This window comes from Vibrio ishigakensis (assembly GCF_024347675.1).
Lineage (GTDB): Bacteria > Pseudomonadota > Gammaproteobacteria > Enterobacterales > Vibrionaceae > Vibrio > Vibrio ishigakensis.
Map to the genome: position 1 here is coordinate 642,518 of NZ_AP024882.1, position 23,470 is coordinate 665,987.

A 23,470-nucleotide genomic window follows, 5' to 3' on the forward strand; every position below is an offset into this window, starting at 1 on the left:
ATAGATTGTAAGCCTTAAAATGGAAGCGGGGTAGAGGGATCAGTCTCTATAGGCCGAAAAGATAGCACTCACATCAACGCGAGCGTTCAGGCGTGCTGCAAGCAAATAGAGTCCACCGATCTTTCTATGCAAGAACAGCGCATCGGCGGGTGGAGTGTGCCAGTAGTCCTGCTCCATGCTAAGGACATTACCCGCTTCGCTGATCCGCTGTGCAAGACCACTCTCGGCAAAGTCATACTTACCTTGGTGCTTGAGAGGCTCGCATGCGAGTTTCACTAGCTCGAAGATGGCTTGTTTTTGCTCGGGCATTATCTGCTGGCTGAAGAATCCTATCTGTTCTAGCGCATCATTGAGACGCTGGTCGTCGTTGTGTAAAACACCGTTAAAGGCATGGCGATAGCCGTCACTGATGCGGTCGCTATACTCTCGCGTTGCACCGAAATCTAGCAGCACCACACGGCGCGAATCTTCTTGGTATAAGAAGTTGGCGAAGTTAGGGTCGGTTTGCACTAGCTTGAACTCGAATATCTCGCGAAAAAGTAGCTCTAGCAGCAGGTGCATGATGCGGTCTCGAGTTTCTTGGTCGGCGCCATCAAGGCTTTCTATGGGAAGTCCCTCTACATGGGTCATGGAGAGTACGCCCTCAGAGGATGATTCTAGATGTACGGTCGGCAGAACGAAGTCAGGATTCCCACTTAGCAGTTCTTGATAGCGGGTTATCCAAGTTGCTTCCAATATATAGTCTGCTTCAGCGTGGAGCTGTTTCTTGGCCTCATCAAGCAAGCCTTTGTAGTCCACCCCCTTGGGGATAAGCCCGATTAGGTTTAGCAGGGTACCTACGTTGTCCACGTCACTGTCGATACTCTTGCGTATACCGGGGTACTGAACCTTGACGGCAAGCTTGGTACCATCGTCTGCATGTGCCTGATGAACCTGACCGATAGAGGCGCTGGCTATGGGCCTAAAATTGAATTCGATGAAATTGTGTTGCCAGTTGTCGCCTAACTGTTCTGTGAGCACTTGTGAAAGCTGCTTGGCTGGCATTGGCGTTGCGTCTGAGCGAAGGCGGGAGAGGATATGAGCGAGCTCAGGACTGATAAGATCCCCTGCATCCATTGAGAGCAGTTGGCCTACCTTCATAGCTGCACCGCGAAGGTGGGCCAGTTGGTCGGCAATGCGCTTGGCATTGGCAGGCGTCAATAAAAGGTCTTTGGCCTTGGGTCGTTTACCCTGTGCCAGTTGCTTAGCTCCCTCGGTGACCATAGCACCCCCTACCCGTGTGGCCAGGGATGCAATCTTGCCAAAGCGCGAAATGCGATGGGTGGGAACCTTACTTTCTTCGACTGCCATATCAGAACCTTTTCCTTAACTTCCTGTGCATCATACGCAACTTAGCCTTGGCTTGCTCAATTGTTGTTTTGATTCATGAGTTTGAGTGCATAGCGATTCTGAACATGAGTAAAACTCATAGTGCCAACATGAATTTTGCTCATGTTGATGCTGAGGAGTTTTCACTTTGATTTCCATCACACTGTGGTTGAATGGAGTCATATCCGTTTAGCAGTATGGAAGTCTACAATGACAAAGGTAACGATTTTAGATGGTGGCATGGGACGCGAGCTTAAGCGAATCGGTGCACCTTTTTCTCAACCATTGTGGAGCGCACAGGCGCTTATCGAATCGCCTAAGCATGTGGCACAAGCGCATCTTGGTTTTATTGAGGCGGGCGCAGAGATCATCACAGTAAACAGCTATGCCTGTGTACCATTTCACCTAGGTGAAGAGCTTTATGCAGAGCAAGGCGCTCAGCTTGCTGAAAAAGCGGCTAAGATTGCGCGCGATACAGTGACTGAGTCTCAGAAAGAGGTATTGGTTGCTGGTTCTATTCCACCTGCATTTGGTTCATATCGTCCTGATTTGTTTGAAGCGCAAAAGGCTTTGGAGATAAGCGATACCTTGTTCAAGGCACAAGAGCCACACGTGGATATCTGGCTTGCTGAGACGGTAGCCAGCATTGCAGAGGCTAAGGTTATCACTCAAGTACTGTCGAAGACTGATAAGCCAAGCTACATCTCCTACACCTTGATTGATGAAGTCGATGAACCTGCGCGTCTTCGCTCAGGTGAGTTGGTAACGGATGCGGTGGCGCAGCTTCTTAAAACCAATGCCAGCGGTATCTTCTTTAACTGTTCCATCCCTGAGGTAGTCGAGCAGGCAATCAAGGATGTTAATCAAGTCCTAGAAAAAGCGGGTAAAACACTCACCATAGGCGTGTTTGCCAACAGCTTTACGCCAATTAAATCGGGCCATCAGGCCAATGACACCATCCAAGAGTTACGCAACTTCTCTCCTGTGGAATATCTAGAGTTCGCAAAAACTTGGCAAGCACTGGGTGCGAGCATTATTGGCGGCTGCTGTGGCATCGAACCAAGCCACATTCAAGAGTTGGCAGCATGGAGTGACAGCCTAGTAAACGAGATGGAGCAGTAATCGTGAAGAACCTTAACTTTGGCCTAGCCATTCCCGCTATCGCGCTAGTTATCCTGTTGCTGGCCGTTTCTTCTTTCTTCCCCGACCAGTCCCAGGCGATGGCCGGCAATGCCATGACCTTTGTGACCGACTGGTTCGGTTGGCTGGTGCAACTGGGCAGTTTAGCTTTGGTGGGCTTTCTATTTTGGCTGGCTTTCTCTAAATATGGCTCTATCCGTTTGGGAGAGGGCAAGCCTGAATATTCGAATTTCTCATACGGCGGTATGATCTTTACCGCAGGTGTCGGCGCGTCGCTAATCTATTGGGGCATCGGCGAACCTATGTATTATCTGCAGTCGCCACCACTGTTTGCAGATACCAATAGCTACGCAGCTGCAGCATGGTCGGTCACCTATTCCATCTTCCATTGGGGAATTACAGGCTGGGCTATCTATTGCTTCCCAGCGATCCCTTTTGCTTATGCGTTTTACGTTCAGAAGAAACGCACACTCAAGCTTTCTACCCTGTGTGAACCAGTAGTAGGTAAGAACCCTGTAGTGGCTAAGTTTATCGATCTTCTGGCTATCTTTGGTACCTTGGCAGCATTCGCGAGCTCTCTAGCATTGACGGTAACCTTGCTTAGCACAGGTGCATCTGAGTTGTTTGGTATCGAGAATGGCCTAGTGCTACAAGGTGGCATCATTCTGCTGTTTGTTTTGGTTCTTCTAGCAGTAATGCTGGTGGGCTTTAATCAGGGGATTAGCAAGGTATCTGATTATACGGTTATGGCGGCCATTGGCTTTGCTCTGTTTGTGCTGTTCTCATCCAATGCACACTTTATCTTGAATAACTTTACCGATTCCATTGGTGTGATGCTGGATAGCTACTTCCGTATGTCGCTGTGGACGGACCCAGTTCAGCAAAGCGGTTTCCCACAGGCATGGACTCAGTATTACTGGTTCTGGTACTACGCTTATCTCATCATGATGGGTCTATTTATCACTCGTATATCCCGTGGTCGTACTATCCGTGAGGTGATTCTGTATGCTATCTCGATGGGCTCTCTTGGCTGTGCATTCTTCATCTCTATCTTCGGTGGATACGCAGTATGGGCGCAGCTACTCGGTGGCTATCCGGTGCAGGATTGGATGAGCGATGGCGGTCTAACCTTTGCTGTGGTCTCTCTTATCAAGACTCTGCCTGCGAAGAATGTAATCCTAGCGGTATTCTTGGTAATACAGTTCTTCTTGATGCTAACCACAATGTCGAGTGCAAGCGTGGCAACATCTATGCTCACCACCAACCAACTAGCACTGAGCGGTGACCCAGACAACAAGGTGAAACTACTGTGGGCAGGTGCCATTGCGCTTATAAGCTTCAGCGTGTTCCTGTGCGGTGGCGGCATTAATACCATCAAATCACTGTGCGTGGTTGCAGGTCTGCCGATGATGTTTATCTACGCCATCTTGGTCAGAACCCTGATGATGCAGCTCTCAGGAGATGAGGTTAAGGAGAGCGAAACCTCGAAAAACGAACAAGCAGAGCTTGAACAACTGACTGCTTGATACAGCGTTAAGCGAAAATCCCTTTAAGCTCTGTGCTTGAAGGGATTTTTTAGTTTTTATTGAAACTGATTACCTTTGTAGAGCAATTATCAACTTCAAAACCTATTGCTATGCTTAAGTCTGTTTTGGACATCATGCATCAACAGAAGGGTTTTGAAGATGGCTTATTATTCGGTTCTTGAAGTGACCCCAACCACAGATACTTGGCAAGCGGACTATGTTCCTGTGTCCAACCGCATAGTTGAAAAGCATGGTGGCAAGTATGTGGCACGTACCGTGAATCACGAACGCATTGAGGGAGCAGGAACCGAGCCAGCACTGCGCATCATCCTTTGGTGGCCATCCAAAGAGGCTGCGATTGCATTCATGAACGACCCAGAATATTTGCCTCACCTCAAGGCTCGCACCGAGGGCTCTATCAGTGACCATGTGTTGATTGAAGCTAAGGATGATCTCGCTTAAGTGAGAAAGAGTGGCACCTGCACAAGAATGCTAGGTAAACTCGTGTGTGCAGGAAGAGCGTTCTGTGATTCAAGCCAGGTGCCAATGTCGACTCATGCACCCTAACCCGCGAGCGATGCAAAAAGAAGAAGCTGGCCTTTAGAACGCAAATAGCCATTGGTTATGGAACCTTTTGTTTAGACATTAAACAACTTGTTGTACACTGGCTAGCGACTCAATTCCGAGTCGACAACCTAAGTTTAAAACAGATGAAACTCTATGACGTGACCCCTGCCGATTACGCAGAAATGCTGGCGGTTTGGGAAGATTCAGTCCGAGCTACTCACGACTTCATCACAGAAGAAGACATCGAGTTTTTTAAACCCATCATTATGGAACACGCCTTTCCTGCAGTCGCACTCAAGTGTGCGAAGGATGAGGACGGCGCTATCCTTGGCTTTATCGGTGTCAATGACCACAAGATAGAGATGCTGTTTGTGCTGGACTCAGCCAGAGGGCAAGGGATAGGGAAACTGTTATTGCAATATGCCCTTGAGCACTTTGACGTGAACAAGGTAGATGTGAATGAGCAGAATCCGGAAGCCACTGGCTTCTACAAAAAGATGGGCTTTAAGGTGACCTCACGCTCACCACTCGATGATATGGGAAAACCATTCCCAATTCTGCATATGGAGCTGGATAAGTAGTCTCGAAAAGACCTCAACCTATCTGTTAGAAGAAAACCCCGAGAATAATAAGCTCGGGGTTTTCCGTCTTTATCCTGCTGTTAGGTCAATTCAATAGGATCTCCTCTATGTCTAGCAAAGTTTCTGATAACGCGATCATCCGTAAGGTATTCAATGACCTAGAGTCTCATTACGGTTATTTTATCTGGTGGCCAAGCGATGATGCCTATCAGATCATGCTGGGGGCTATACTGGTTCAGAACACCAACTGGAACAATGCTCAGAAGGCGATAGACAACCTAGGTGAGCGACTTAATCCTAGGTCAATATCTGCGATGAATTTAGATGAGTTGGCACCCCTGATTCGTCCTAGTGGCTACTACAACCAGAAAGCTATCAAGATAAAAGCCCTCACTGCATGGTATGCACAATACCGCTTTGATATTGAATTAGTGCGCGCACAAGAATTCGATAGACTTCGCAGTGAACTGCTGGCGATTAAAGGTGTGGGTGGTGAAACTGCAGATGTAATTTTGACCTATGCCATCGGCAAGGCCTCGTTCGTCATTGATGCCTACGCAAGGCGGATCTTCTCTCGCTTTGGTCTCACGGTTCCGAAGAGCTATGAGTCATTCAGGGATATGATGCAACAAGCCATTGCGTCCGATACCAAGATCTACGCCTACTATCATGGCTTGATGGTGGAGCATGGGCAGAGGTTTTGTAAAAAGCGTCCAATGTGCGAAGAGTGTCCCTTATTCTTTGAGTGTAAGAAGCTCGGCATTTAAATATTGATCTGGATGAATATAACTCCAATAACTTCAGACCTTTGATCACAGAAATGATTTTAAATCAGTCAGTTACTTAGTCAGTGCGCTAATTTATTCCTAATTCCACTTTGTTGAATATGAGGGCATTTGTGCTAAATAATCAAGATTTTGGCATTCAGGGGAATCGGTTTTATTTCAAGTCTGACGATTACAAACTCGATAGAATAAGAAGTGCCCGAGCTAGAGAAAATTCATATCAAAGTCAGTTAGTTAGGGTTCTAGTTATTGGGGCTTTATTTTCCAGCATTGTTTGGGTTATCTGCCCTGGTGGTTTCGCTACCATACTTGCGCCAGTTGCTATGCTTGTTGGCGTTATCTTTGCCCTATTTACCGCCAAAAGGTACGAATTTCAGGTCAAATTCGCACATATCGATGAGACTGGAGAGCAGTGGGTATCCGTAGCTAAGTCCAACAAACAGGCTGATATGGCCCTATTTGAGCAACAAGTCGATTTGCTCAAGGCCTCAATAAGCTGACAGTTTAGTATTCAATTAGGGGCACTTAGTTCCCCTTAATTGATACCCCCTTCACATTCTTCCTAGATCCAGTCTCGATCCCGATCACACATTCAATCTTTGAATATTTCTAATTTCTGAATCATAGTTAATATCTCATCGAAACGTATCGATGTGTATTTCTCGACGTTAACAAAATATAAAAAGTAGCGTTAAGCAAAAGGTCTCTGACATGAAAAAAAGCACCCTAATCAACTCAGAAATATCCTATCTGGTTGCAACCCTTGGCCACACAGATGAAATAACCGTGTGCGATGCAGGTTTGCCTATCCCAGATGAGGTGCAACGCATTGATCTTGCGCTGACCCATGGCGTGCCGTCTTTTATCGACACGGTAAAGGTGATCCTGACTGAGTCTCAGATCGAGGGCGTGGTTATCGCTGAAGAATTCAAAACTGTGAGCCCAGAGCTTCATGATGCACTGCTTGATGAGCTTAATACTGAAGAGTCACGCTGTGGCAAGCAGATTGGCATTCAGTATGTGTCTCATGAGGAGTTCAAGGCGAAGACACGTGAGAGCCGTGCTGTAGTTAGAACCGGTGAGTGCACTCCATACGCAAACGTGATCTTTCAAGCTGGCGTGGTTTTTTAACCCATTAGAGGAATTGGTATGACACAAGCCATTCTACAACTCGCAGAGATTGAAAAGGCATTCCCTGGCGTTAAGGCGCTAGATAAAGCCAGCCTCAATGTCTACCCGGGCCGTGTTATGGCCCTGATGGGAGAAAACGGCGCCGGTAAATCGACCCTGATGAAGGTGCTGACCGGCATCTACACCATGGATAGCGGCTCTATTTTCTATCAAAATGCCCCCGTTGCCTTTAAAGGTCCTCGCGATTCGCAAGAGGCAGGCATCAGCATTATCCACCAAGAGCTAAACCTGATTCCTGAGTTGACCATCGCCGAGAATATCTTCCTTGGCCGTGAGTTCACTTCAAAATTTGGTCGCATTCAGTGGGACCAAATGTATCAAGAGGCCGACCGCCTACTTGCCCGTCTCAATGTGAAGCACAGCTCAAAGACATTGCTTGGAGCATTAAGCCTTGGTGAGCAACAGATGGTGGAGATCGCTAAAGCGTTGTCGTTTGATTCCAAGGTCATCATCATGGATGAGCCAACCGATGCGCTGACTGACACCGAGACTGAATCTCTATTTTCTGTAATCCGTGAGCTACGTGAGCAGGGCTGCGGCATTGTTTATATTTCGCACCGTCTTAAAGAGATCTTCGAGATCTGTGATGACATTACTGTGCTTCGTGATGGCAAGTTTATTGGTCAGTGTCAGGTTTCTGAGACCGATGAAGATGGCCTTATCGAGATGATGGTAGGTCGTAAGCTAGACGAACAATATCCTCGAATCGATGTGCGTCATGGTGACCTTTGCCTCGAAGTAAAAGGGCTTACCGGCTCTGGCGTACATGATATCAGCTTCAACCTAAAGCGTGGTGAAATCCTTGGCGTATCCGGCCTAATGGGCGCAGGACGTACTGAGCTGATGAAGGTTATCTATGGCGCCTTGCCGAGCGAGCGTGGTGTTATCAACCTAGACAATCGCACGATCAATCCAGTCAGCCCACAAGATGGCCTTGCCAATGGTATCGCTTATATCTCGGAAGACCGTAAGGGTGATGGATTGGTGCTTGGCCTTTCAGTGAAAGAGAACATGTCTCTTTGTTCACTAGATAAGCTCACTAAAGGTGGTCGTATTCAACACGGCGAAGAGGTGATAGCGGTTGAAGACTTCATCAGACTTTTCAATATCAAGACCCCGACCCGAGACCAGATCATTGGCAACCTATCAGGTGGTAACCAGCAAAAAGTGGCTATCGCTAAGGGCCTAATGACCAAACCTAAAGTGCTTATCCTCGATGAGCCGACCCGTGGTGTAGACGTGGGTGCGAAGAAAGAGATCTATCAGCTAATTAACAAGTTCAAAGCCGATGGCATGAGCATCATCTTGGTTTCATCTGAGATGCCAGAAGTGCTTGGCATGAGCGACCGCATCATAGTGATGCATGAAGGTCGAATTAGCGGTGAATTCGATGCCAAACAGGCAGACCAAGAGAAATTAATGGCATGCGCCGTTGGCAAGAGTATTAATGAGGTAGCAGCATGAGCAGCAAGGCTATGAGCAAATCAACAACTGAAATGGACAGCAGCAAAAAGCTGTTTAGCAAAGAGTGGTTAATCGAGCAGAAGTCTCTGATTGCACTGCTATTTTTGATTGTCGTGGTGTCGTTTTTGAACCCGAACTTTTTCACCGTAGACAACATCCTTAACATCCTTCGCCAGACCTCAGTGAATGCGATTATCGCGGTAGGTATGACGCTGGTTATCCTAACCGCAGGTATCGACCTTTCGGTCGGCTCAGTGCTTGCCCTGTGTGGCGCATTTGCTGCCAGCATGATAGCCCTTGAGGTGCCGGTGCTGATTGCAGTTCCGACTGCTCTGTTTGCCGGTGCAGCTTTGGGTGCTATCAGTGGCATTATCATTGCCAAAGGTAAGGTGCAGGCTTTTATCGCAACCCTAGTGACCATGACACTGCTTCGCGGCGTGACCATGGTGTACACAGACGGCCGTCCTATCTCTACTGGCTTTACCGAGACTGCTGACGCATTTGCATGGTTTGGTACTGGCTACGCTCTAGGCATCCCAGTTCCTGTTTGGCTAATGGTTATCGTATTTGCATCGGCTTGGTATCTACTAAACCACACCCGCTTTGGTCGCTATGTTTACGCTCTGGGTGGTAATGAATCAGCAACTCGCCTTTCAGGTATTAACGTAGACCGCGTGAAGATCGGCGTATACGCCATCTGCGGTATGTTGGCTGCCCTTGCTGGCATTATCGTTACCTCTCGCTTGTCTTCGGCTCAGCCAACCGCTGGTATGGGTTATGAGCTAGACGCGATTGCAGCGGTTGTATTGGGTGGTACTAGTTTGATGGGCGGTAAGGGTCGCATCATGGGAACCCTGATCGGTGCGCTTATTATCGGCTTCCTCAACAACGCCCTAAACCTACTCGACGTATCTTCTTACTACCAGATGATTGCTAAAGCTGTCGTGATCCTTCTGGCAGTGATGGTAGACAATAAAAATAAATAATCTCATTTGGTAAACAAACCTAAAGGAATGCCAACTGACTGGCTTGCTAGTCAGTTGGAAACCTCTCCCTACACAAGGAAATTACAATGAAAAAACTAACTACTTTGATCTCCGCGGCTCTGCTTTCATCGACTATGTCTGTGGCAGCGCAAGCTCAAGACACTATGGCGATCGTTGTTTCAACCCTAAACAACCCGTTCTTTGTCACCATGAAAGACGGTGCTGAGGCGAAAGCAAAAGAGTTAGGCTACAACCTGATCGTTCTTGATTCGCAAAACGACCCAAGCAAAGAGCTTTCTAACGTGGAAGACCTGACTGTGCGTGGCGTTAAAGCGATTCTGATCAACCCAACAGACTCAGACGCGGTATCGAACGCTATCCGTATGGCTAACCGTTCTAACATCCCTGTACTGACTCTTGACCGTGGTGCAAGCCGTGGTGAGGTAGTAAGCCACATCGCATCAGACAACGTTGCTGGTGGTGAGATGGCTGGTAAGTTCATCATGGAGAAAGTAGGTGAGACAGCAAAAGTAATCCAACTTGAGGGTATTGCGGGTACTTCTGCTGCACGTGAGCGTGGTGAAGGCTTCATGAAGTCTGTTAAAGAAAGCAAGATGCAAGTGCTAGCGAGCCAGCCTGCTGACTTTGACCGCACTAAGGGCCTAAACGTAATGGAGAACCTACTAGCAGCAAACTCTGACGTTCAAGCGGTATTTGCTCAGAACGATGAGATGGCGCTGGGTGCACTTCGCGCAGTTCAAGCATCTGGTAAAGACGTAATGATCGTGGGCTTTGACGGCACAGATGATGGTATCGCAGCGGTTAATCGTGGCCTACTTTCTGCAACTATCGCACAGCAACCAGACATGATCGGTGCTTTGGGTGTTGAGACTGCAGACAAGATGCTGAAAGGCGAGCAAGTTGAAGAGTACATTCCAGTACCTCTAAAAGTGGTTACTAAGCAGTAATTACCTTATTTGCCCCCTCTCTGGTGAGGGGGCAAGATATGTCTGGGTTCTTATCAAAGTGCCCATACCTATCTTTATCACCCCATTTCCAGAGGGCAACCAATGAGCAAACTAGTCGTTTTGGGCAGCGTGAACGCTGACCATGTGTTGCAGGTTCCATCTTTTCCTCGTCCGGGAGAGACACTACACGGTCGCAACTATCAGGTGATCCCTGGTGGTAAGGGCGCAAACCAAGCGGTTGCCGCAGCAAGATTGAACGCAGACGTTGGCTTCATCGCTAGCGTGGGCAGTGACGCCTTTGGTATCAATATCATCGAAGACTTTAAGGGCGATGGTATCGATACATCAGGCGTAAAAATTGTAGAGGGACGCCCAACCGGCATCGCCATGATTCAGGTAGCAGACAGTGGCGAGAACAGCATCTGTATTTCAGCTGAGGCAAACGCAGACCTAACCGCTGACGCTATTACGGATGACCTGGAAGCCATTGCCAGCGCTGAGTACCTTCTCACACAACTTGAAACACCTTTGTGTGGCATTCAAAAAGCAGCTCAGCATGCCAAAGAAAACGGCACTCAGGTTATCCTAAACCCAGCGCCAGCCTGTGAGCTCTCCGATGAACTGCTTGCGCTGGTGGATATGATCACTCCAAACGAAACCGAAGCAGAAGTGCTGACGGGTATTGCAGTTACTGACCAACAAACGGCACAATTAGCCGCGGATAAGCTCCATCAAAAGGGCATTCGCACCGTGATGATTACTCTTGGCGCGAAAGGCGTGTGGGTAAGTGAGAACGGTGAAGGTCGCATCGTTGAAGGCTTTAGAGTCGAAGCGACAGATACTACGGCAGCGGGTGACACCTTTAATGGTGCGCTCGTGACTGGGCTTATCGAGGGTAAGGAATTGCAACAGGCGATCATCTTTGCCCATGCGGCTGCTGCGATTTCTGTTACCCGATTTGGTGCGCAGACATCCATCCCAAGCCGCGATGAAGTAGATGCATTTTTAGAAAAATAAGGGATACATATGGCGACAATGAAAGACATAGCTAAGCTGGCAGGGGTTTCTTCCTCAACGGTTAGCCATGTGATTAACAAGAGTCGCTATGTGAGCGAAGAGATCTCTGAGCGCGTCAACAAGGCAGCTAAAGAGCTGAATTACTTTCCATCTGCGCTGGCGCGAAGCCTGAAAACCAACCGCACCAATACCATAGGTATGTTGGTGACTAACAGCACCAATCCCTTCTTTGGTGAAGTGGTAAAAGGGGTAGAGCGCCACTGCTACCAGCGTGGCTACAACCTTATCCTGTGTAACACTGAGGGCGACCAAGCGCGAATGCGAGACTCCATCGAGACCTTGATGCAAAAGCGTGTGGATGGCCTTATCTTAATGTGCCCATCCCTCGAGGGTGAGAAGCTAGAGGTGTTCGACAAATACCCGAGCATCCCTCTGGTAGTAATGGACTGGGGCTCGGTCAGCTTCGAAAGTGACAAGATCCAAGACAACTCGCTGCAGGGTGGCTATATCGCTACCAAGCACTTGCTTGATTGTGGGCACAAGGATATTGGCTGTATTACTGGTCCTTTGTCTAAGCATCAGGCTCAGATGCGTTTGGATGGTTTTAAGCAGGCTCTGAACGAGTTTGATATCGACTTAAATCAAGAGTGGATAGAAGAGGGTAACTTTGAGTGCGAGGGCGGATTCGAGGCCCTTGAGCGATTGATTGCTAAGGGTGAACTGCCAAGTGCTTTGTTTGTCTGCAATGACATGATGGCTATGGGTGCGCTCAATGCCGCCGCCAAACACGGTATTAAGATCCCACAAGATCTATCGGTCATTGGATACGATGATCTGCACATCTCCAAGTTTATGACTCCGGCACTCACTACAATCCATCAGCCTAAGTTCCGACTGGGTAAAGCCGCTGTGGATGCGGTTTTGAATAAACTACAGAGCCAAGATAGCGAACATCAGATAGTGCAGCTAGAGCCTAAACTGGTGGAGCGCGATACTGTTAGACCGCTTTGAGGGTAATGGCAGTTTAGGCTCGTCGCTAACTAGTTGTTCAGTTCACGCAGTACTCGGCAAGGATTTCCGGCAGCTAGTACATTCCCTGGGATGTCTTTGGTGACCACGGAGCCAGCACCGATCACTGTGTTGTCTCCGATGCTTACTCCTGGGCAGATGATTGCCCCGCCACCAATCCATACATTGTGGCCAATCTTTATTGGCAGTCCAAACTCGACGCCTTCCTCGACGCGCTGTTTTACATCGAGAGGGTGACCGGCCGTGTATATCTGCACGTTAGGGGCGAGCATGACGTTGTCGCCGAATTCCACTGTATTTACGTCTAGCACAGTACAGTTATAGTTGGCGTAGAAGTTTTTCCCAAAAATGATGTTACTGCCATAGTCACAATAAAAGGGTGGATTGATCTGCGGTATGTCCACCCTGTTTGGTAACAAGCTCTCTATTGCTGATTTCCAAGTATCTGAGTGACGTGTGCTTTGGTTCAGTTTCATTAGGAGCTCACGGCATCGAGTGTGCTCCTCAAACAGCTCTTTGTCGGAAGCCAGATAGGCTTCACCGGCTAACATCTTTTCTTTTTCAGTTTTCATAATCAGGTCGTTATCTCAACTCGGTTGCCTTCAGGGTCTAAAATTTCACTCTCATAGTATCCGTCACCCGTCCATCGCGGTCCGCTGATAACCTCAAACCCGTTAGAGGCGAAAGACTCAGTAAGCGCTTCAACCTTCTCGACACTACCCAGCGAAAACGCCACATGTGCCATGCCAGTGAACTGCTTTTGAACATCCTTGGGTAGCGTCTCAACCGAGTCCATTTTCATCAACTCGATACGAGCACCCTCAGAAAGAGACAAGAAGTAAGAAGAAAATCCCTTTTTTGGGTTTTCATATTTGTTATTGCTCTTGGCATTGAAGAAGGTCTCATAAAAGGACTTCATTTTCTCTAGGTCTTCACACCATATTGCTATGTGTTCAATCTTCATTTGTCCGCCTTGTCATTTGTCGTTTCATTCCAGTCATAGAGAGAAAGTAATGACTGGGTGTAAGCTATCATCTCCCGCTCCAATGTGGTTTTTGCGCTTTCACATCGGGATTGGTAGTAGTGGGTAATGGGTTTTGAGTTCAGGTTTAGAATAAAAGCCTTCATTGCTGTCAACATGTCATAACCTCCGCTAGTTGGGTTTATTATCAATAAAATACGGAAATCAAAAACAGAGAATGGAAATCTATAAATTTCCACATATTGCTGTTTTAATAAGGTTTTTAGCTTAAAATTGGCTCTGTACGGTTAAATGTGGAAATTTATAGTTACTGGGAGTGCCTATTTTGAATGTCGAAAAACAGATTCTTTATTTTTCTCGTTTGGCTAAGCTAGGGGTGAGCAAAGAGATACTCACCACACTTCCAGAACTTGCAGAGACCATGTTCACCAGTACACGGCACTGTCGTGCTTTACTAAAAGAGCTCAGCAATGCAGGCTGGATAGAATGGACTCCAAAAGTGGGGCGCAATCAACGCTCGCACCTCTTCCTAAACTACAGTTTGGAAGGCATGAAGGCAGAGCTGTCGAAGCAACTCATAAGAGAGGGAAGCTATGAGAAAGCACTAAACCTCATAGACAATGACCAAGAGCTGTTTGGCCGCCTGCTGAAAAGTACCTCTGGCACACAACAGCACCAAGGGCGGCTCCATGTTCAGCTTACCTATAACCGCCAGTTCTCTACCTTAGTTCCACATATCCCTCAGAGAAACAGTGAGCGTTTCCTATTGCGTCAGGTATACAGTTGCCTCACTCGATGTGATGAACTAGGTCATATTCAGACGGACCTCGCTCATCACTGGAGTTACGATGAACAAAAACTGGTGTGGCGATTTCATCTAAGACCTTACCTTAGATTTCATGATGGCAGTGACATTAACTCGGCAGTTGTTGTAGAGCTATTTCAACAACTTAGAAAGAGCGCAGTATATAAGCAAGAACTCGCTCATATTAAAGAGATGCGGGCAATCAATCCTCTTTGTATTGAGCTTGAATTAAGTGAATCCGACCCCGGCTTAGCGGGCCTGTTATCTCAGATTAAGTATTCAATTCAGCCTAGCGTTCAAGACTCCAAAGCGAGGAAAGTGGTTGGCAGTGGCATGTTCAAAGTCACTGAACACAGCCTTCAGCAACTGACTCTTCAGGCCTTTGATGATTATCATGGCTTTCGAGCACTCACAGAGTCGATTACGATTTGGCAGGTGGTAGAGCAATCTTCGCGAGTATTTGGAGACACTGTGCTTCAGGCGGGAACAGGGAAGCAGACCATCCCTCTTTGTTCCAACTACTTGTCTGTAGAGGGCGGGCAATCTGAATCGGAGAGTGAACAGAGAAGCAGTATCGAGGATGGGTGCCTACTGACCCTAGTGAATAGCCGTGCACAACTATCTTTGTCTCAGCGTAAGTATCTAGGCCAGCTTATTTCCACCGAGCGGCTTTTGCAGCAGGTAGCCTCTACAACGGATAAAGTCGAAGCTGTTCCAGCCTACAATCTGCTCCCTGATTGGCTCGGCATGTTGCAAATTGAAGACTGTGTAGAATCACTTCCGAAGAGGCTGACCATAGGCACCTTTGAGCACAAAGCCCTTAAAAAATGTGCCCCGATAATCACTGAATTACTAGAGCGCGTGGGGGTGACTTGTACGACCAAGATATACTCATTTGAAGAGTTTCATCAGCGTGCAAGCGACAATACACTGTGTGAGGACTTGCTACTCACCAGCATGAACCTAGATGAGAATCGCCCTATTTCAGCCTTCTATTGGATGTGGTCGAATCCTATTATTCACCAAAGCCTGCCTGTTCAAGATGCTACTTGGTTAAAAGGTCGTCTGACAGAGATTAGAAGCGAAAAACCTATAACAAGATACCTTAAAGAACTGGAGCCTATCGCATCGGCCCTGATTACATCTGGCTGGATTATCCCTATGTTTCACCATCGTCAGACCTTGCGCTTTGAAGGTGTACTAAAAAACGTGGCTATGAACACCTGGGGCTGGCCTGTTCTCCAAGATATCTGGAGTGATGAAAGCCAAGCTAATTAGTCTAGATATCTGCTTATCAATAACGTTGAGGTTTGAACCTAAGCTGATCTAATTTATACCGTTAGGTACTCGCTATATCCTGTTTTATATCGAAATAGGAGGAGAGATTATGCCAGTATTAGCGACAATAGCTGCGATTACAGCTGTGTTCTATGCCACCTCATCTGATGATGAAGATACGGTGCCAGTGCCTTACAGCATTGAGTGGATCTGCGAAGATAATAAGGCGTGCTATCGCGGAATTGTCTTTGAAGTCCCTGATGTTATAGCGCAAGCGAGTGTACATTTGAAAGAGACACCCAGCGTGCGGCAACAGACTTAGGAGTAGATGATTAGATATTCCAAATCAAATGGTTGGAATATCTAATCAGATAGATTTTAACTTGCCAACCCTTCGTTTTGGATTTTTATTATATCTTGGTCTAATTAATATGTTTATTGTGTAAATCTCAATAGATATATCTCTCTAAATCTGTCTATTTATTAATTCAGGGCAGTTTTAAAAAGCAATTTTATATTGAATATATGCTTCTCCATCAAATGACTTATCATAGTCTAAATCGTCATACTCCATACTCGAACCAGTGTAACCCAAACGTATTTGATTATTTCCCATCTGATAGCTGAGGAATAGATCGGCACTGAAGCTGTTATAACCTGATTCACCAACACTGATAAAAGGGTCAAAGCCGAGTGATAAGCCTGGGTATAGCTTTGCACGGGTATAGAGACCTAAGGTGCTAGTTGCAATCCAGTCATCCTCTTCAATCTCCAAGCCCCCAAGGACTAGGACGGGGTGAAACTTAAGGCTATCGTTTATCTGAATCGTCGAGATCCCCCCTATGCTTGCAGTTGAGCCGGAGTTGCCGTCCAGCTCAATCTTGGATTCGGCATATACACCGATACTGTTCCATAGATTCATATGGGCATAACGAAATTTGAGGGCGTCAAATCCGTCTTTGGTCTCGGCTAACAATAAGTTGCTACCCCAAGAGAACCCTGTAGTGACATCAAAGTTGCCATCCGCATCCAACCTTGCCCCGACGCTCGAGTAAACAGCGGTAGGGTCAGCCATATCGACACTTTTCGCTTCATCTTCTGCGAGTACCGAACCTGTGGCTAATAGGCAACTTGATACCAAAATGTATTTATAAATAGAACGCATGTAAATAGAACCAACTGTAAATGAAATTATGTAAAGGCTAACAAGATAAATTAGATCATTAAATAATGGTGTCTTTGTGAAAGAAATAAATAATGCTGATGTCTAGAATATATGCGAGGCTAGTGTTGCTTTATTAAACACTATCGAGTTTTAAATTAACCGTACAGCCTAGAGGGACCAATATTCTTGGACAAAGAATACTTTATCGTTTCCCTTATATTCTTATGGAAGGGGTCATTGATATGGCGGCGATGATAAATCATATTTATTTTTGCAGGCTTCAGTTTGATAGGATATTCATAAATATTTAAGCCAAACTGTGGTGCTAATTCTTCAGCGATAGAACGAGGAGCCGAAGCAATGTAATCCGTTCTCGAAGCCAGTGACAGCATTGAGGAAATGGACTCGGTTTCTACCTTAACCTGCCGCTCTTTGACCGGTTGCTCAGCCAAAAACTCTAGAGTGTTTAAGTTATCTCGGCGAAATCTCCACGCTATGTGTTGCTCTTTATAGTATTGCTCCTCATTTATCGTATCGCCTATTCTCGGATGACCAACTCTTGCCAAGCAAACAGCTTCTTCCTCGTATATTTCTTCAGATACGAGTGCACTAAAATTGTTGCGCATCACATCGATAACTAAATCAACCTTCTGCATCACCATGTTATCTATGATTTCTTGCTCGCTTACAGGGGTAGCCGCAATATCAATCGCCTCGATACATGCAATCTTGTGAAGTAGCAGTTCGGTGCAATACAGTTTTACATGTCCAGTTTGTTGTCCAACACCTTCAAGAATAGAAAGCGGATGGCTAATTTTTTTCGCTAGAGCAACGGAAAAACTAGTCGGAGCAATACCTCGACCATCTCGAACAAAGAGTGGTTTGCCTAAACTACTCTCTAGGCGTTTTAACGCTGCACTCACTGCAGGTTGGCTGATTTTTAGCTCTTCGGCCGCCAACGTTATTGATTTTCGGTTGTACACGGATAAAAAAGTGGTTAACAGGTTTAGGTCCATTTCTTACCTCTCTTAGCGTTTAGAATGGGTTGCAGTCAGCAACAACAGGCTGCTGACTGCAGGGATTTAGGTGGTTAGTCTTCGCTTAAATCGGTGAATTTGAGTGTTGATGGATGGAAGAGCTCTTCAACCTTTAGCTGTTTGCTCGCTAGCCCCTGTTCGTATGAGTAGCGGAATAAGGTCTCAAGTGTTTTGGTATTCTTCTCATCTAAGCCATAGGTGAAGAAGTTCTCTCCCATCAGAGCCTGAGTAGACTCTATCTCTTGGACATACCAAGGAAGCATGTCGGCAGCCCAACCTAGCTTATTCATTTGAGCGTAAGAAATATCTTTGGCTTCAATGTATGCGTCATACACAGCCTCGGCTAACCAAGGATGCTCTTCTAAAAGTTCTGTCTTGATAGCGACAGCATGCATGATTGGAAAGATGCCAGTCTCTTGGTAGTAAGTTTGCTCAGCTGAGCGTGAGTCAGCAAACAGGCGTCCTACTCGCTCATCACCCTCTACATAGGCCTTTGGTTCCGCCGCATGGAATAGTGCATCTACTTCACCCGTTACCAGTAGCTCGGACTCATCTTTGCCCTTGCTCCCGGTGCGAATGACCACACCATTTGGCATAACGGCTTCCTGTGCTGAAACCGCTCCTGTCAGCTCTTTAGACGAGTCAGCGTCAGATGAAACCCAGTTTACGTCTTGGGGTGTGATGCCATATTCGTCTTGGAGCATGCCTCGGATCCAAGTTAAAGATGTGGAAGAGTAACCAGGTGTGCCTATAGTCTTGCCTTTCAGATCTTCTGGTTTTTCAATGCCAGAATCTGTGTTGATAAAGATGCTCTTATGGCGGAAAACTCTGAGAGGATAGATAGGTAGCAAGGTGTAGTCGCGGAACTCTTCGTTGGCATAGGCGAGCATATATGGATGCAGACCAATCTCAGTAATATCTAGAGTCTGATCGCCGTTGAGCACGTCGTTGTTCATCTCACCGATACCCATTTTCTTGAACTCCAGATCGACACCTTGGATATCGACCTTGCCACTTAAAATAGGCTCAAGACGAGGAAAGTCATAGCCTGAGATAGTAAGTTGCAGATTGCCGCTCTCCATCACTTGGGCTTGTGTGGTAGGGCTGGTATCAGCATACGCGACTGATGATGCCAGAAGCAGACTGGTTATTTTTATCTTGTGTTTCATTTATTGTTCTCCAGTTTAGATAGGGATAATTCGTAAATTTGGTGAGACTTGGCTTTTATTGGACGTAGGTCGACCGAGAGCAAGGCGCTGAGGCCTACCTTGCTCTTGTATTGATGGTTAGATTTGAGGCTGTGGGGAGGAACTGCCTACTCGACTAGTAGCTCACGTTAAAGATATGGCGCTGGTTCTGACCAAGCATCTGTGCCATGCGCTCATCGTTGTAGCGACCAAACTTCACCGGATAACCATAAAGGCGCGCGATTCTTGCCATGCGCTGGTCGATATGGGCAAAGTATTTCTTCCAGCCAGCACACAGGTAGTTTTGATTGGCTTCGCCATTCTTGTTCTTGATGAAACGGTTCTTAGGGCACTCGCCATAGCAAGCAAACACATATTCACAGGTCTGGCACTCTCTGGTTAGTGACTCAATCTTGTTATAGCCAAACTCCTGTTGCTTCTCGCCATAGATGATACCCTCGAGGTTGTCATGATGGATATTGCCGACCTTGTGCTCGGGATATACGTAGTGGTCACAGGTGTAAAGGTCGCCATTTGGCTCCATTGCTAGCCCTTTCCCGCAAACAGGATTAAGGGTGCAAAGCTGGCTACTCTCACCAATCCAAGATGCTAGATTGGCCTCAAAATATTGAACGAATACCTTGCCAATATCTTGCTTTTCCCATTCATCAAACACAGCGATAAGGAAATTACCCCAGCCAAGATCAGACACACAGAATGACTCTACTACTGAGTCTTTATTGCCTGGGATCAGGCGCTTATCACCTTGTAGGATCTGATTCTCTGTATTCCAAGAATCCGTGCCGCTCTGTGGTGCATCGGTGCGGAAGGTTTTCTGTTCAACGATAGGAATGAACTGCATCTGGGTCGATTTCACTACATCACGCAGGAATCGATACACCTCAACTGGATTCTGGCTAGTGAGGTTATTCACGCAGGTCAGGGTGGCAAACGACACCTTGTGTTTATGAATCAGTTCAACCGCTCTCATTACTTGGTTGAAGGTGCCTCTACCTGCACGGTTCTTGCGATGCGCATTGTGTAGCATCTCTGGACCATCAATACTCAGGCCAACCAAAAAGTCGTGCTTGGCGAGGAATTCGCACCACTCATCGTTTAGAAGAATACCGTTGGTTTGCAGGTCATTCTTAATTGTGACCCCTGAAGGACAATATTTCTGTTGCAGTTCAACAACGGTTTTGAAGTATTCCAAGCCCAGAAGAGTAGGTTCGCCACCTTGCCACGAGAATATGATCTCTGGGGCATTGTGAGACTCGATATAAATCTTGATGTAGTTCTCAAGCTCAGCCTGATTCAGTTTAGGCGTACAGCCTTTCTTATATTCAAGTAGGTCTTGCTTACTCAGGTAATAGCAATAAGTACAATCGATATTGCATGCAGCACCAATAGGCTTTGCCATGATATGGGTGCGCTTGATAGGGCTACCGTTGAAGGTGTGGTTGTTGTTGATGCTTGTCATATCTTACCTGTCACTTGGTTGTTAACACACAATTGATGTCTTATTTCGCTAAAGAGGGGCTTGTTACTGAAGACCGGCTTCTTTCTCTAACTGAGCCACTGCGCTAGCAATGTCTTCTGTTAGCTCTTCAAGCAGTTCTGTAGATGCCGCTGGGGTAATTAGTGATGAGCCAGTGAGGGTGTCGGTTATGCCCTGAAGGACGTAGTTCTTATCGATCTCGACACCGATTTCAGCGGACTGCTCAAGCTCCATCGACATTCGTATTGCAACCGTTGAGCCCAATGCGTAGGCTTTTTGTTCCGCTCTATCACTCGGAATATATGCCTCACTCGATTCGGTTGCTGAATTTTCAACAACCTCTACAGGCTGTTTATTTTCTGTTGTTTCTTCAGTTTGGCAACCTGCAGTAATTAACGCAGATAATGCTATTAGAGCGATTTTAGTATCCATGATTACCTCTGATTAGTAATGAATAAGGCAGTGCGCCTTGAATTGCGATGAACTATAAAAGAGATATTTATAAAGTGAAATGCATTAATTTATTGATAGATAAAGTCGAGGTTATTTATCGAGGCTGCATAGTTAAATAATACTTATATTATCAATGGTTTGGAGGTGTGATAACTGATACATAAACGAGATTGAGGTGACAAGTAAAGCTAGCTTTATTGTTTGTTTTCGAACGTTCAATGGATTGAATTGGTTTGTGGTTCATGCAATGAGTTAATTTATATTTAGATGTATAAGACCACTTAAATATTAATTTCCACATATTACTTCTGCTTTTATTTATATACGTAAAACATAAACAAAAGTGAGGTTTCATGTAAAGTTTACTTAATTGATTGAAAGCAAGATAAATTAGAGGATACGTATCGCACGGAGCACATGCCTATTTAGAAATAAGGCGAATCCGTCAGAAAAAAGATTAGTTGTCCGCACTAGGAAAGGTGTTACTCAAGGAGCTAATTGGTTTGGTTACTTTATCCAAACAGCTGACTAAATAATCCACCTATTCGTTATGTACACAAGCGAGCCGGTCAGACTCGAAACCGAATAGCAGTACATAATCTACGAGGGCGATACTGTGTTAAAAATTAATAAATCAATAGTCGCGGCATCTGTAGCAGCTGCTACTTTCGGTGCCACTACTGTACAGGCAAATGAGATCATTCACGATGCAGAACACTATATTCTGCACGCACAAAGCGGTGAGCGTTGGGCGGTTGAAGATGGTGAACTTGATAAAAAGCTAGCTGAGCTAGAGGCTCGTTTCGGTACTAAACCTAACATCATTCACTATATGTGGGATGACACACCGCTAGGTGATGTGGGTATTCCGGATATCCAAAAAACACGTGGCTATGAAACACCTGTGATGAACCAGATGGCCAAAGACGGTGCAAACTTTATGCGTATGTACACCGAGCCTTCTTGTACTCCCACACGTGCTGCTGCACTAACCGGTCGTTATGCAGTACGGAACGGCATGTACACCGTTGGTTTCCCATACGAGTATGGAGGTCTGCCACGTACTGAGGTGACTATCGCTGAAATACTGAGTGAAGCGGGCTATAAGACTGCATTCCACGGTAAAGCTCACCAAGGTGATACCGAAGGCGGTAACATGAATGAGCAGGGCTTTGATGAAGCATTCTGGACGCCATACAACCAAGTACCAAGTCTTTACAATGCACGTGGTCAACACGGCGTTCTTGCGAAAGGCGTACTGATGCCTGAAATGTTCCCAGAAGATCCATATGAGCTGGATCCTGAGTGGCGTCCAAATGGTTTTGTGTATGCGCTCGAAGGTAACAAAGGCGGTCCTGTAACAGAGTGGGGCGAGCCAACCGAAGACTACTACTACAACATCGACCGAGAAGCGACTGACCGTACTCTAGATTTCATTGAGCGCAGTGTCGATGAAGGCAAGCCTTTCTATGTTGCACATTGGCCGACTATGGCATCTTTCCTAAACATCAAACCAGGTGAAGATTTCCGCACAGTAAACGGCTCAATTCTGGCTGAAGGCCTAGTTCGCATTGATGACATGCTAGGTGAGATTCAGGACAAGGTTAAAGAGCTAGGCATTGAAGAAAACACGCTAATTATTGCTATGGCAGATAATGGCCCTATGGTAACCGGTGGTCCAGTGGGTATGAACGAAACCCTACACACAGGTGGTAAGGGTATGTACACCGAGGGTGCGGTTCGTGTTCCTATGGTGGCGACATGGCCAGGTATGATTGAAGAGGGTTCTGTCCCAGGTGATATCCTTCACGTAACGGACCTGTTTACTACCTTTGCTCGTCTAGGTGGCGCTCTAGAGCATGTTCCGACTGACCGTATTATCGATGGTGTTGACCAAACTTCACTGTTCATTAACGGTGATACTCACAGCCGTCGTGACTATGTGTACATCTACACCGGTGATGAGCTAGGTGCGATTGTGAAAGGTCGTTACAAGTGGCATGCAGGTAATGCGGCTAAAGGTCTATCAGGTGCTGAGTACTATGACATCTACGCTGACCCACGTGAGCGTGTTGGTATGATGCTGCCAATGTTCCCTGCAAAAGGTATGTTCACTACCATGAAGGCTCGCCACAACATGATGATCGATGCGTATCCAAACATCGAACAGGAGCGTGCAATGCCATTCATCTCAGTTGAGAACCCACGTGAAGACCTTCGTAAAGCGGGTGAGCTACGAGTGGATGAGGAAACCTTCCCAATCGATATTCGTGAGCACATGCAAAACGTGAAAGGCTACGAAAACTTCCAACAAGATGAGTGGAAGCGTGAGAAGTAATTAAACCTCTCTGAAGTCTGAATTGAAGCCCTTGCAGTATTTCTGTGAGGGCTTTTTTATTGTTTTAACACTAAAGGGATGTCTGTGCGTAAAAGGCTGAAGTTT

The 23,470-nt window shown here is 46.5% G+C and carries 23 protein-coding genes; 15 read left to right on the forward strand and 8 right to left on the reverse strand.

Going from position 1 to position 23,470, the window contains the following annotated elements; genetic code table 11:
• Positions 1-39: 39 nt before the first annotated feature.
• Positions 40-1,350: an ABC1 kinase family protein gene (locus Pcarn_RS16770; protein ID WP_261837072.1), complete on the reverse strand. Its 1,311-nt coding sequence runs from the start codon at positions 1,348-1,350 to the stop codon at positions 40-42.
• Positions 1,351-1,578: 228 nt separating this feature from the next.
• On the opposite strand from Pcarn_RS16770, the gene Pcarn_RS16775 reads away from it, so the two are divergent.
• The 12 genes from Pcarn_RS16775 to Pcarn_RS16830 all read left to right on the forward strand — a co-directional run bounded on the left by Pcarn_RS16775 (position 1,579) and on the right by Pcarn_RS16830 (position 12,604).
• A complete protein-coding gene (locus tag Pcarn_RS16775; protein WP_261837073.1) occupies positions 1,579-2,490 on the forward strand; it encodes a homocysteine S-methyltransferase family protein in 912 nt (303 codons plus the stop codon).
• A 2-nt stretch (positions 2,491-2,492) separates the two neighbouring features.
• Entirely contained in the window at positions 2,493-4,034 is a 1,542-nt protein-coding gene (locus Pcarn_RS16780; protein ID WP_261837074.1) for a BCCT family transporter, read from the forward strand.
• 159 nt (positions 4,035-4,193) lie between these two features.
• A complete protein-coding gene (locus tag Pcarn_RS16785) occupies positions 4,194-4,496 on the forward strand; it encodes a DUF1330 domain-containing protein (RefSeq protein WP_261837075.1) in 303 nt (100 codons plus the stop codon).
• Between the two features lie 248 nt (positions 4,497-4,744).
• Positions 4,745-5,182 carry a GNAT family N-acetyltransferase gene (locus Pcarn_RS16790; protein ID WP_261837076.1) on the forward strand — a complete coding sequence of 146 codons (438 nt, stop codon included), beginning with the start codon at positions 4,745-4,747 and terminating at the stop codon, positions 5,180-5,182.
• 107 nt (positions 5,183-5,289) lie between these two features.
• The gene (locus Pcarn_RS16795; protein WP_261837077.1) at positions 5,290-5,949 is read left to right on the forward strand and encodes an endonuclease III domain-containing protein; all 660 of its coding nucleotides are present in this window, start codon (positions 5,290-5,292) and stop codon (positions 5,947-5,949) included.
• A gap of 131 nt (positions 5,950-6,080) precedes the next feature.
• A complete protein-coding gene (locus Pcarn_RS16800; protein ID WP_261837078.1) occupies positions 6,081-6,467 on the forward strand; it encodes a hypothetical protein in 387 nt (128 codons plus the stop codon).
• Positions 6,468-6,678: 211 nt separating this feature from the next.
• Entirely contained in the window at positions 6,679-7,098 is a 420-nt protein-coding gene (gene rbsD / locus Pcarn_RS16805; RefSeq protein ID WP_261837079.1) for a D-ribose pyranase, read from the forward strand.
• Between the two features lie 18 nt (positions 7,099-7,116).
• The gene (rbsA, locus tag Pcarn_RS16810) at positions 7,117-8,622 is read left to right on the forward strand and encodes a ribose ABC transporter ATP-binding protein RbsA (RefSeq protein ID WP_261837080.1); all 1,506 of its coding nucleotides are present in this window, start codon (positions 7,117-7,119) and stop codon (positions 8,620-8,622) included.
• On the forward strand, positions 8,619-9,608 hold the full coding sequence (rbsC, locus tag Pcarn_RS16815) for a ribose ABC transporter permease (RefSeq protein WP_261837081.1): 990 nt from the start codon (positions 8,619-8,621) through the stop codon (positions 9,606-9,608). Before rbsA ends, rbsC begins: the two co-directional genes overlap by 4 nt.
• An 86-nt stretch (positions 9,609-9,694) precedes the next feature.
• On the forward strand, positions 9,695-10,576 hold the full coding sequence (gene rbsB, locus Pcarn_RS16820) for a ribose ABC transporter substrate-binding protein RbsB (protein ID WP_261837082.1): 882 nt from the start codon (positions 9,695-9,697) through the stop codon (positions 10,574-10,576).
• Positions 10,577-10,678: 102 nt separating this feature from the next.
• Positions 10,679-11,593, forward strand: a complete 915-nt coding sequence (gene rbsK / locus Pcarn_RS16825) for a ribokinase (RefSeq protein WP_261837083.1) — start codon at positions 10,679-10,681, stop codon at positions 11,591-11,593.
• A gap of 9 nt (positions 11,594-11,602) precedes the next feature.
• Positions 11,603-12,604 carry a substrate-binding domain-containing protein gene (locus Pcarn_RS16830; RefSeq protein ID WP_261837084.1) on the forward strand — a complete coding sequence of 334 codons (1,002 nt, stop codon included), beginning with the start codon at positions 11,603-11,605 and terminating at the stop codon, positions 12,602-12,604.
• A gap of 29 nt (positions 12,605-12,633) precedes the next feature.
• Here Pcarn_RS16830 and Pcarn_RS16835 read toward each other — a convergent pair whose 3' ends face one another.
• Positions 12,634-13,194, reverse strand: a complete 561-nt coding sequence (locus Pcarn_RS16835) for a sugar O-acetyltransferase (RefSeq protein WP_261837085.1) — start codon at positions 13,192-13,194, stop codon at positions 12,634-12,636.
• Between the two features lie 2 nt (positions 13,195-13,196).
• Entirely contained in the window at positions 13,197-13,586 is a 390-nt protein-coding gene (locus tag Pcarn_RS16840; RefSeq protein WP_261837086.1) for a VOC family protein, read from the reverse strand.
• 334 nt (positions 13,587-13,920) lie between these two features.
• On the opposite strand from Pcarn_RS16840, the gene Pcarn_RS16845 reads away from it, so the two are divergent.
• Both Pcarn_RS16845 and Pcarn_RS16850 read left to right on the forward strand, forming a co-directional pair.
• The gene (locus Pcarn_RS16845) at positions 13,921-15,687 is read left to right on the forward strand and encodes an SgrR family transcriptional regulator (protein ID WP_261837087.1); all 1,767 of its coding nucleotides are present in this window, start codon (positions 13,921-13,923) and stop codon (positions 15,685-15,687) included.
• Positions 15,688-15,796: 109 nt separating this feature from the next.
• Positions 15,797-16,009 carry a hypothetical protein gene (locus Pcarn_RS16850; protein ID WP_261837088.1) on the forward strand — a complete coding sequence of 71 codons (213 nt, stop codon included), beginning with the start codon at positions 15,797-15,799 and terminating at the stop codon, positions 16,007-16,009.
• Between the two features lie 177 nt (positions 16,010-16,186).
• Here the strand turns inward: Pcarn_RS16850 and Pcarn_RS16855 are convergent, their stop codons facing one another.
• From Pcarn_RS16855 to Pcarn_RS16875, 5 genes are all read right to left on the reverse strand, one after another.
• Positions 16,187-16,852 carry a hypothetical protein gene (locus tag Pcarn_RS16855; RefSeq protein ID WP_261837089.1) on the reverse strand — a complete coding sequence of 222 codons (666 nt, stop codon included), beginning with the start codon at positions 16,850-16,852 and terminating at the stop codon, positions 16,187-16,189.
• A gap of 155 nt (positions 16,853-17,007) precedes the next feature.
• Entirely contained in the window at positions 17,008-17,868 is an 861-nt protein-coding gene (locus tag Pcarn_RS16860) for a LysR family transcriptional regulator (RefSeq protein WP_261837090.1), read from the reverse strand.
• 74 nt (positions 17,869-17,942) lie between these two features.
• A complete protein-coding gene (locus Pcarn_RS16865) occupies positions 17,943-19,058 on the reverse strand; it encodes an ABC transporter substrate-binding protein (RefSeq protein ID WP_261837091.1) in 1,116 nt (371 codons plus the stop codon).
• A gap of 154 nt (positions 19,059-19,212) precedes the next feature.
• Positions 19,213-20,556, reverse strand: a complete 1,344-nt coding sequence (locus tag Pcarn_RS16870; RefSeq protein WP_261837092.1) for an anaerobic sulfatase maturase — start codon at positions 20,554-20,556, stop codon at positions 19,213-19,215.
• A gap of 63 nt (positions 20,557-20,619) precedes the next feature.
• A complete protein-coding gene (locus Pcarn_RS16875) occupies positions 20,620-21,006 on the reverse strand; it encodes an FKBP-type peptidyl-prolyl cis-trans isomerase N-terminal domain-containing protein (protein WP_261837093.1) in 387 nt (128 codons plus the stop codon).
• A 637-nt stretch (positions 21,007-21,643) separates the two neighbouring features.
• Between Pcarn_RS16875 and Pcarn_RS16880 the strand changes: the two genes are divergently transcribed.
• Complete coding sequence (locus Pcarn_RS16880) at positions 21,644-23,365, forward strand: sulfatase-like hydrolase/transferase (protein ID WP_261837094.1); 1,722 nt, start codon at positions 21,644-21,646, stop codon at positions 23,363-23,365.
• Positions 23,366-23,470: the final 105 nt, after the last annotated feature.

Coding starts and splice junctions, on each gene's coding strand:
- Pcarn_RS16835 (WP_261837085.1), bottom strand. CDS start 13,194: ATGAAAACTGAAAAAGAAAAGATGTTAGCCGGTGAAGCCTATCTGGCT.
- Pcarn_RS16855 (WP_261837089.1), bottom strand. CDS start 16,852: ATGCGTTCTATTTATAAATACATTTTGGTATCAAGTTGCCTATTAGCC.
- rbsB (WP_261837082.1), top strand. CDS start 9,695: ATGAAAAAACTAACTACTTTGATCTCCGCGGCTCTGCTTTCATCGACT.
- Pcarn_RS16870 (WP_261837092.1), bottom strand. CDS start 20,556: ATGACAAGCATCAACAACAACCACACCTTCAACGGTAGCCCTATCAAG.
- rbsK (WP_261837083.1), top strand. CDS start 10,679: ATGAGCAAACTAGTCGTTTTGGGCAGCGTGAACGCTGACCATGTGTTG.
- Pcarn_RS16830 (WP_261837084.1), top strand. CDS start 11,603: ATGGCGACAATGAAAGACATAGCTAAGCTGGCAGGGGTTTCTTCCTCA.
- Pcarn_RS16850 (WP_261837088.1), top strand. CDS start 15,797: ATGCCAGTATTAGCGACAATAGCTGCGATTACAGCTGTGTTCTATGCC.
- Pcarn_RS16840 (WP_261837086.1), bottom strand. CDS start 13,586: ATGAAGATTGAACACATAGCAATATGGTGTGAAGACCTAGAGAAAATG.
- Pcarn_RS16770 (WP_261837072.1), bottom strand. CDS start 1,350: ATGGCAGTCGAAGAAAGTAAGGTTCCCACCCATCGCATTTCGCGCTTT.
- rbsD (WP_261837079.1), top strand. CDS start 6,679: ATGAAAAAAAGCACCCTAATCAACTCAGAAATATCCTATCTGGTTGCA.
- rbsA (WP_261837080.1), top strand. CDS start 7,117: ATGACACAAGCCATTCTACAACTCGCAGAGATTGAAAAGGCATTCCCT.
- Pcarn_RS16775 (WP_261837073.1), top strand. CDS start 1,579: ATGACAAAGGTAACGATTTTAGATGGTGGCATGGGACGCGAGCTTAAG.
- Pcarn_RS16875 (WP_261837093.1), bottom strand. CDS start 21,006: ATGGATACTAAAATCGCTCTAATAGCATTATCTGCGTTAATTACTGCA.
- rbsC (WP_261837081.1), top strand. CDS start 8,619: ATGAGCAGCAAGGCTATGAGCAAATCAACAACTGAAATGGACAGCAGC.
- Pcarn_RS16795 (WP_261837077.1), top strand. CDS start 5,290: ATGTCTAGCAAAGTTTCTGATAACGCGATCATCCGTAAGGTATTCAAT.
- Pcarn_RS16860 (WP_261837090.1), bottom strand. CDS start 17,868: ATGGACCTAAACCTGTTAACCACTTTTTTATCCGTGTACAACCGAAAA.
- Pcarn_RS16785 (WP_261837075.1), top strand. CDS start 4,194: ATGGCTTATTATTCGGTTCTTGAAGTGACCCCAACCACAGATACTTGG.
- Pcarn_RS16865 (WP_261837091.1), bottom strand. CDS start 19,058: ATGAAACACAAGATAAAAATAACCAGTCTGCTTCTGGCATCATCAGTC.
- Pcarn_RS16790 (WP_261837076.1), top strand. CDS start 4,745: ATGAAACTCTATGACGTGACCCCTGCCGATTACGCAGAAATGCTGGCG.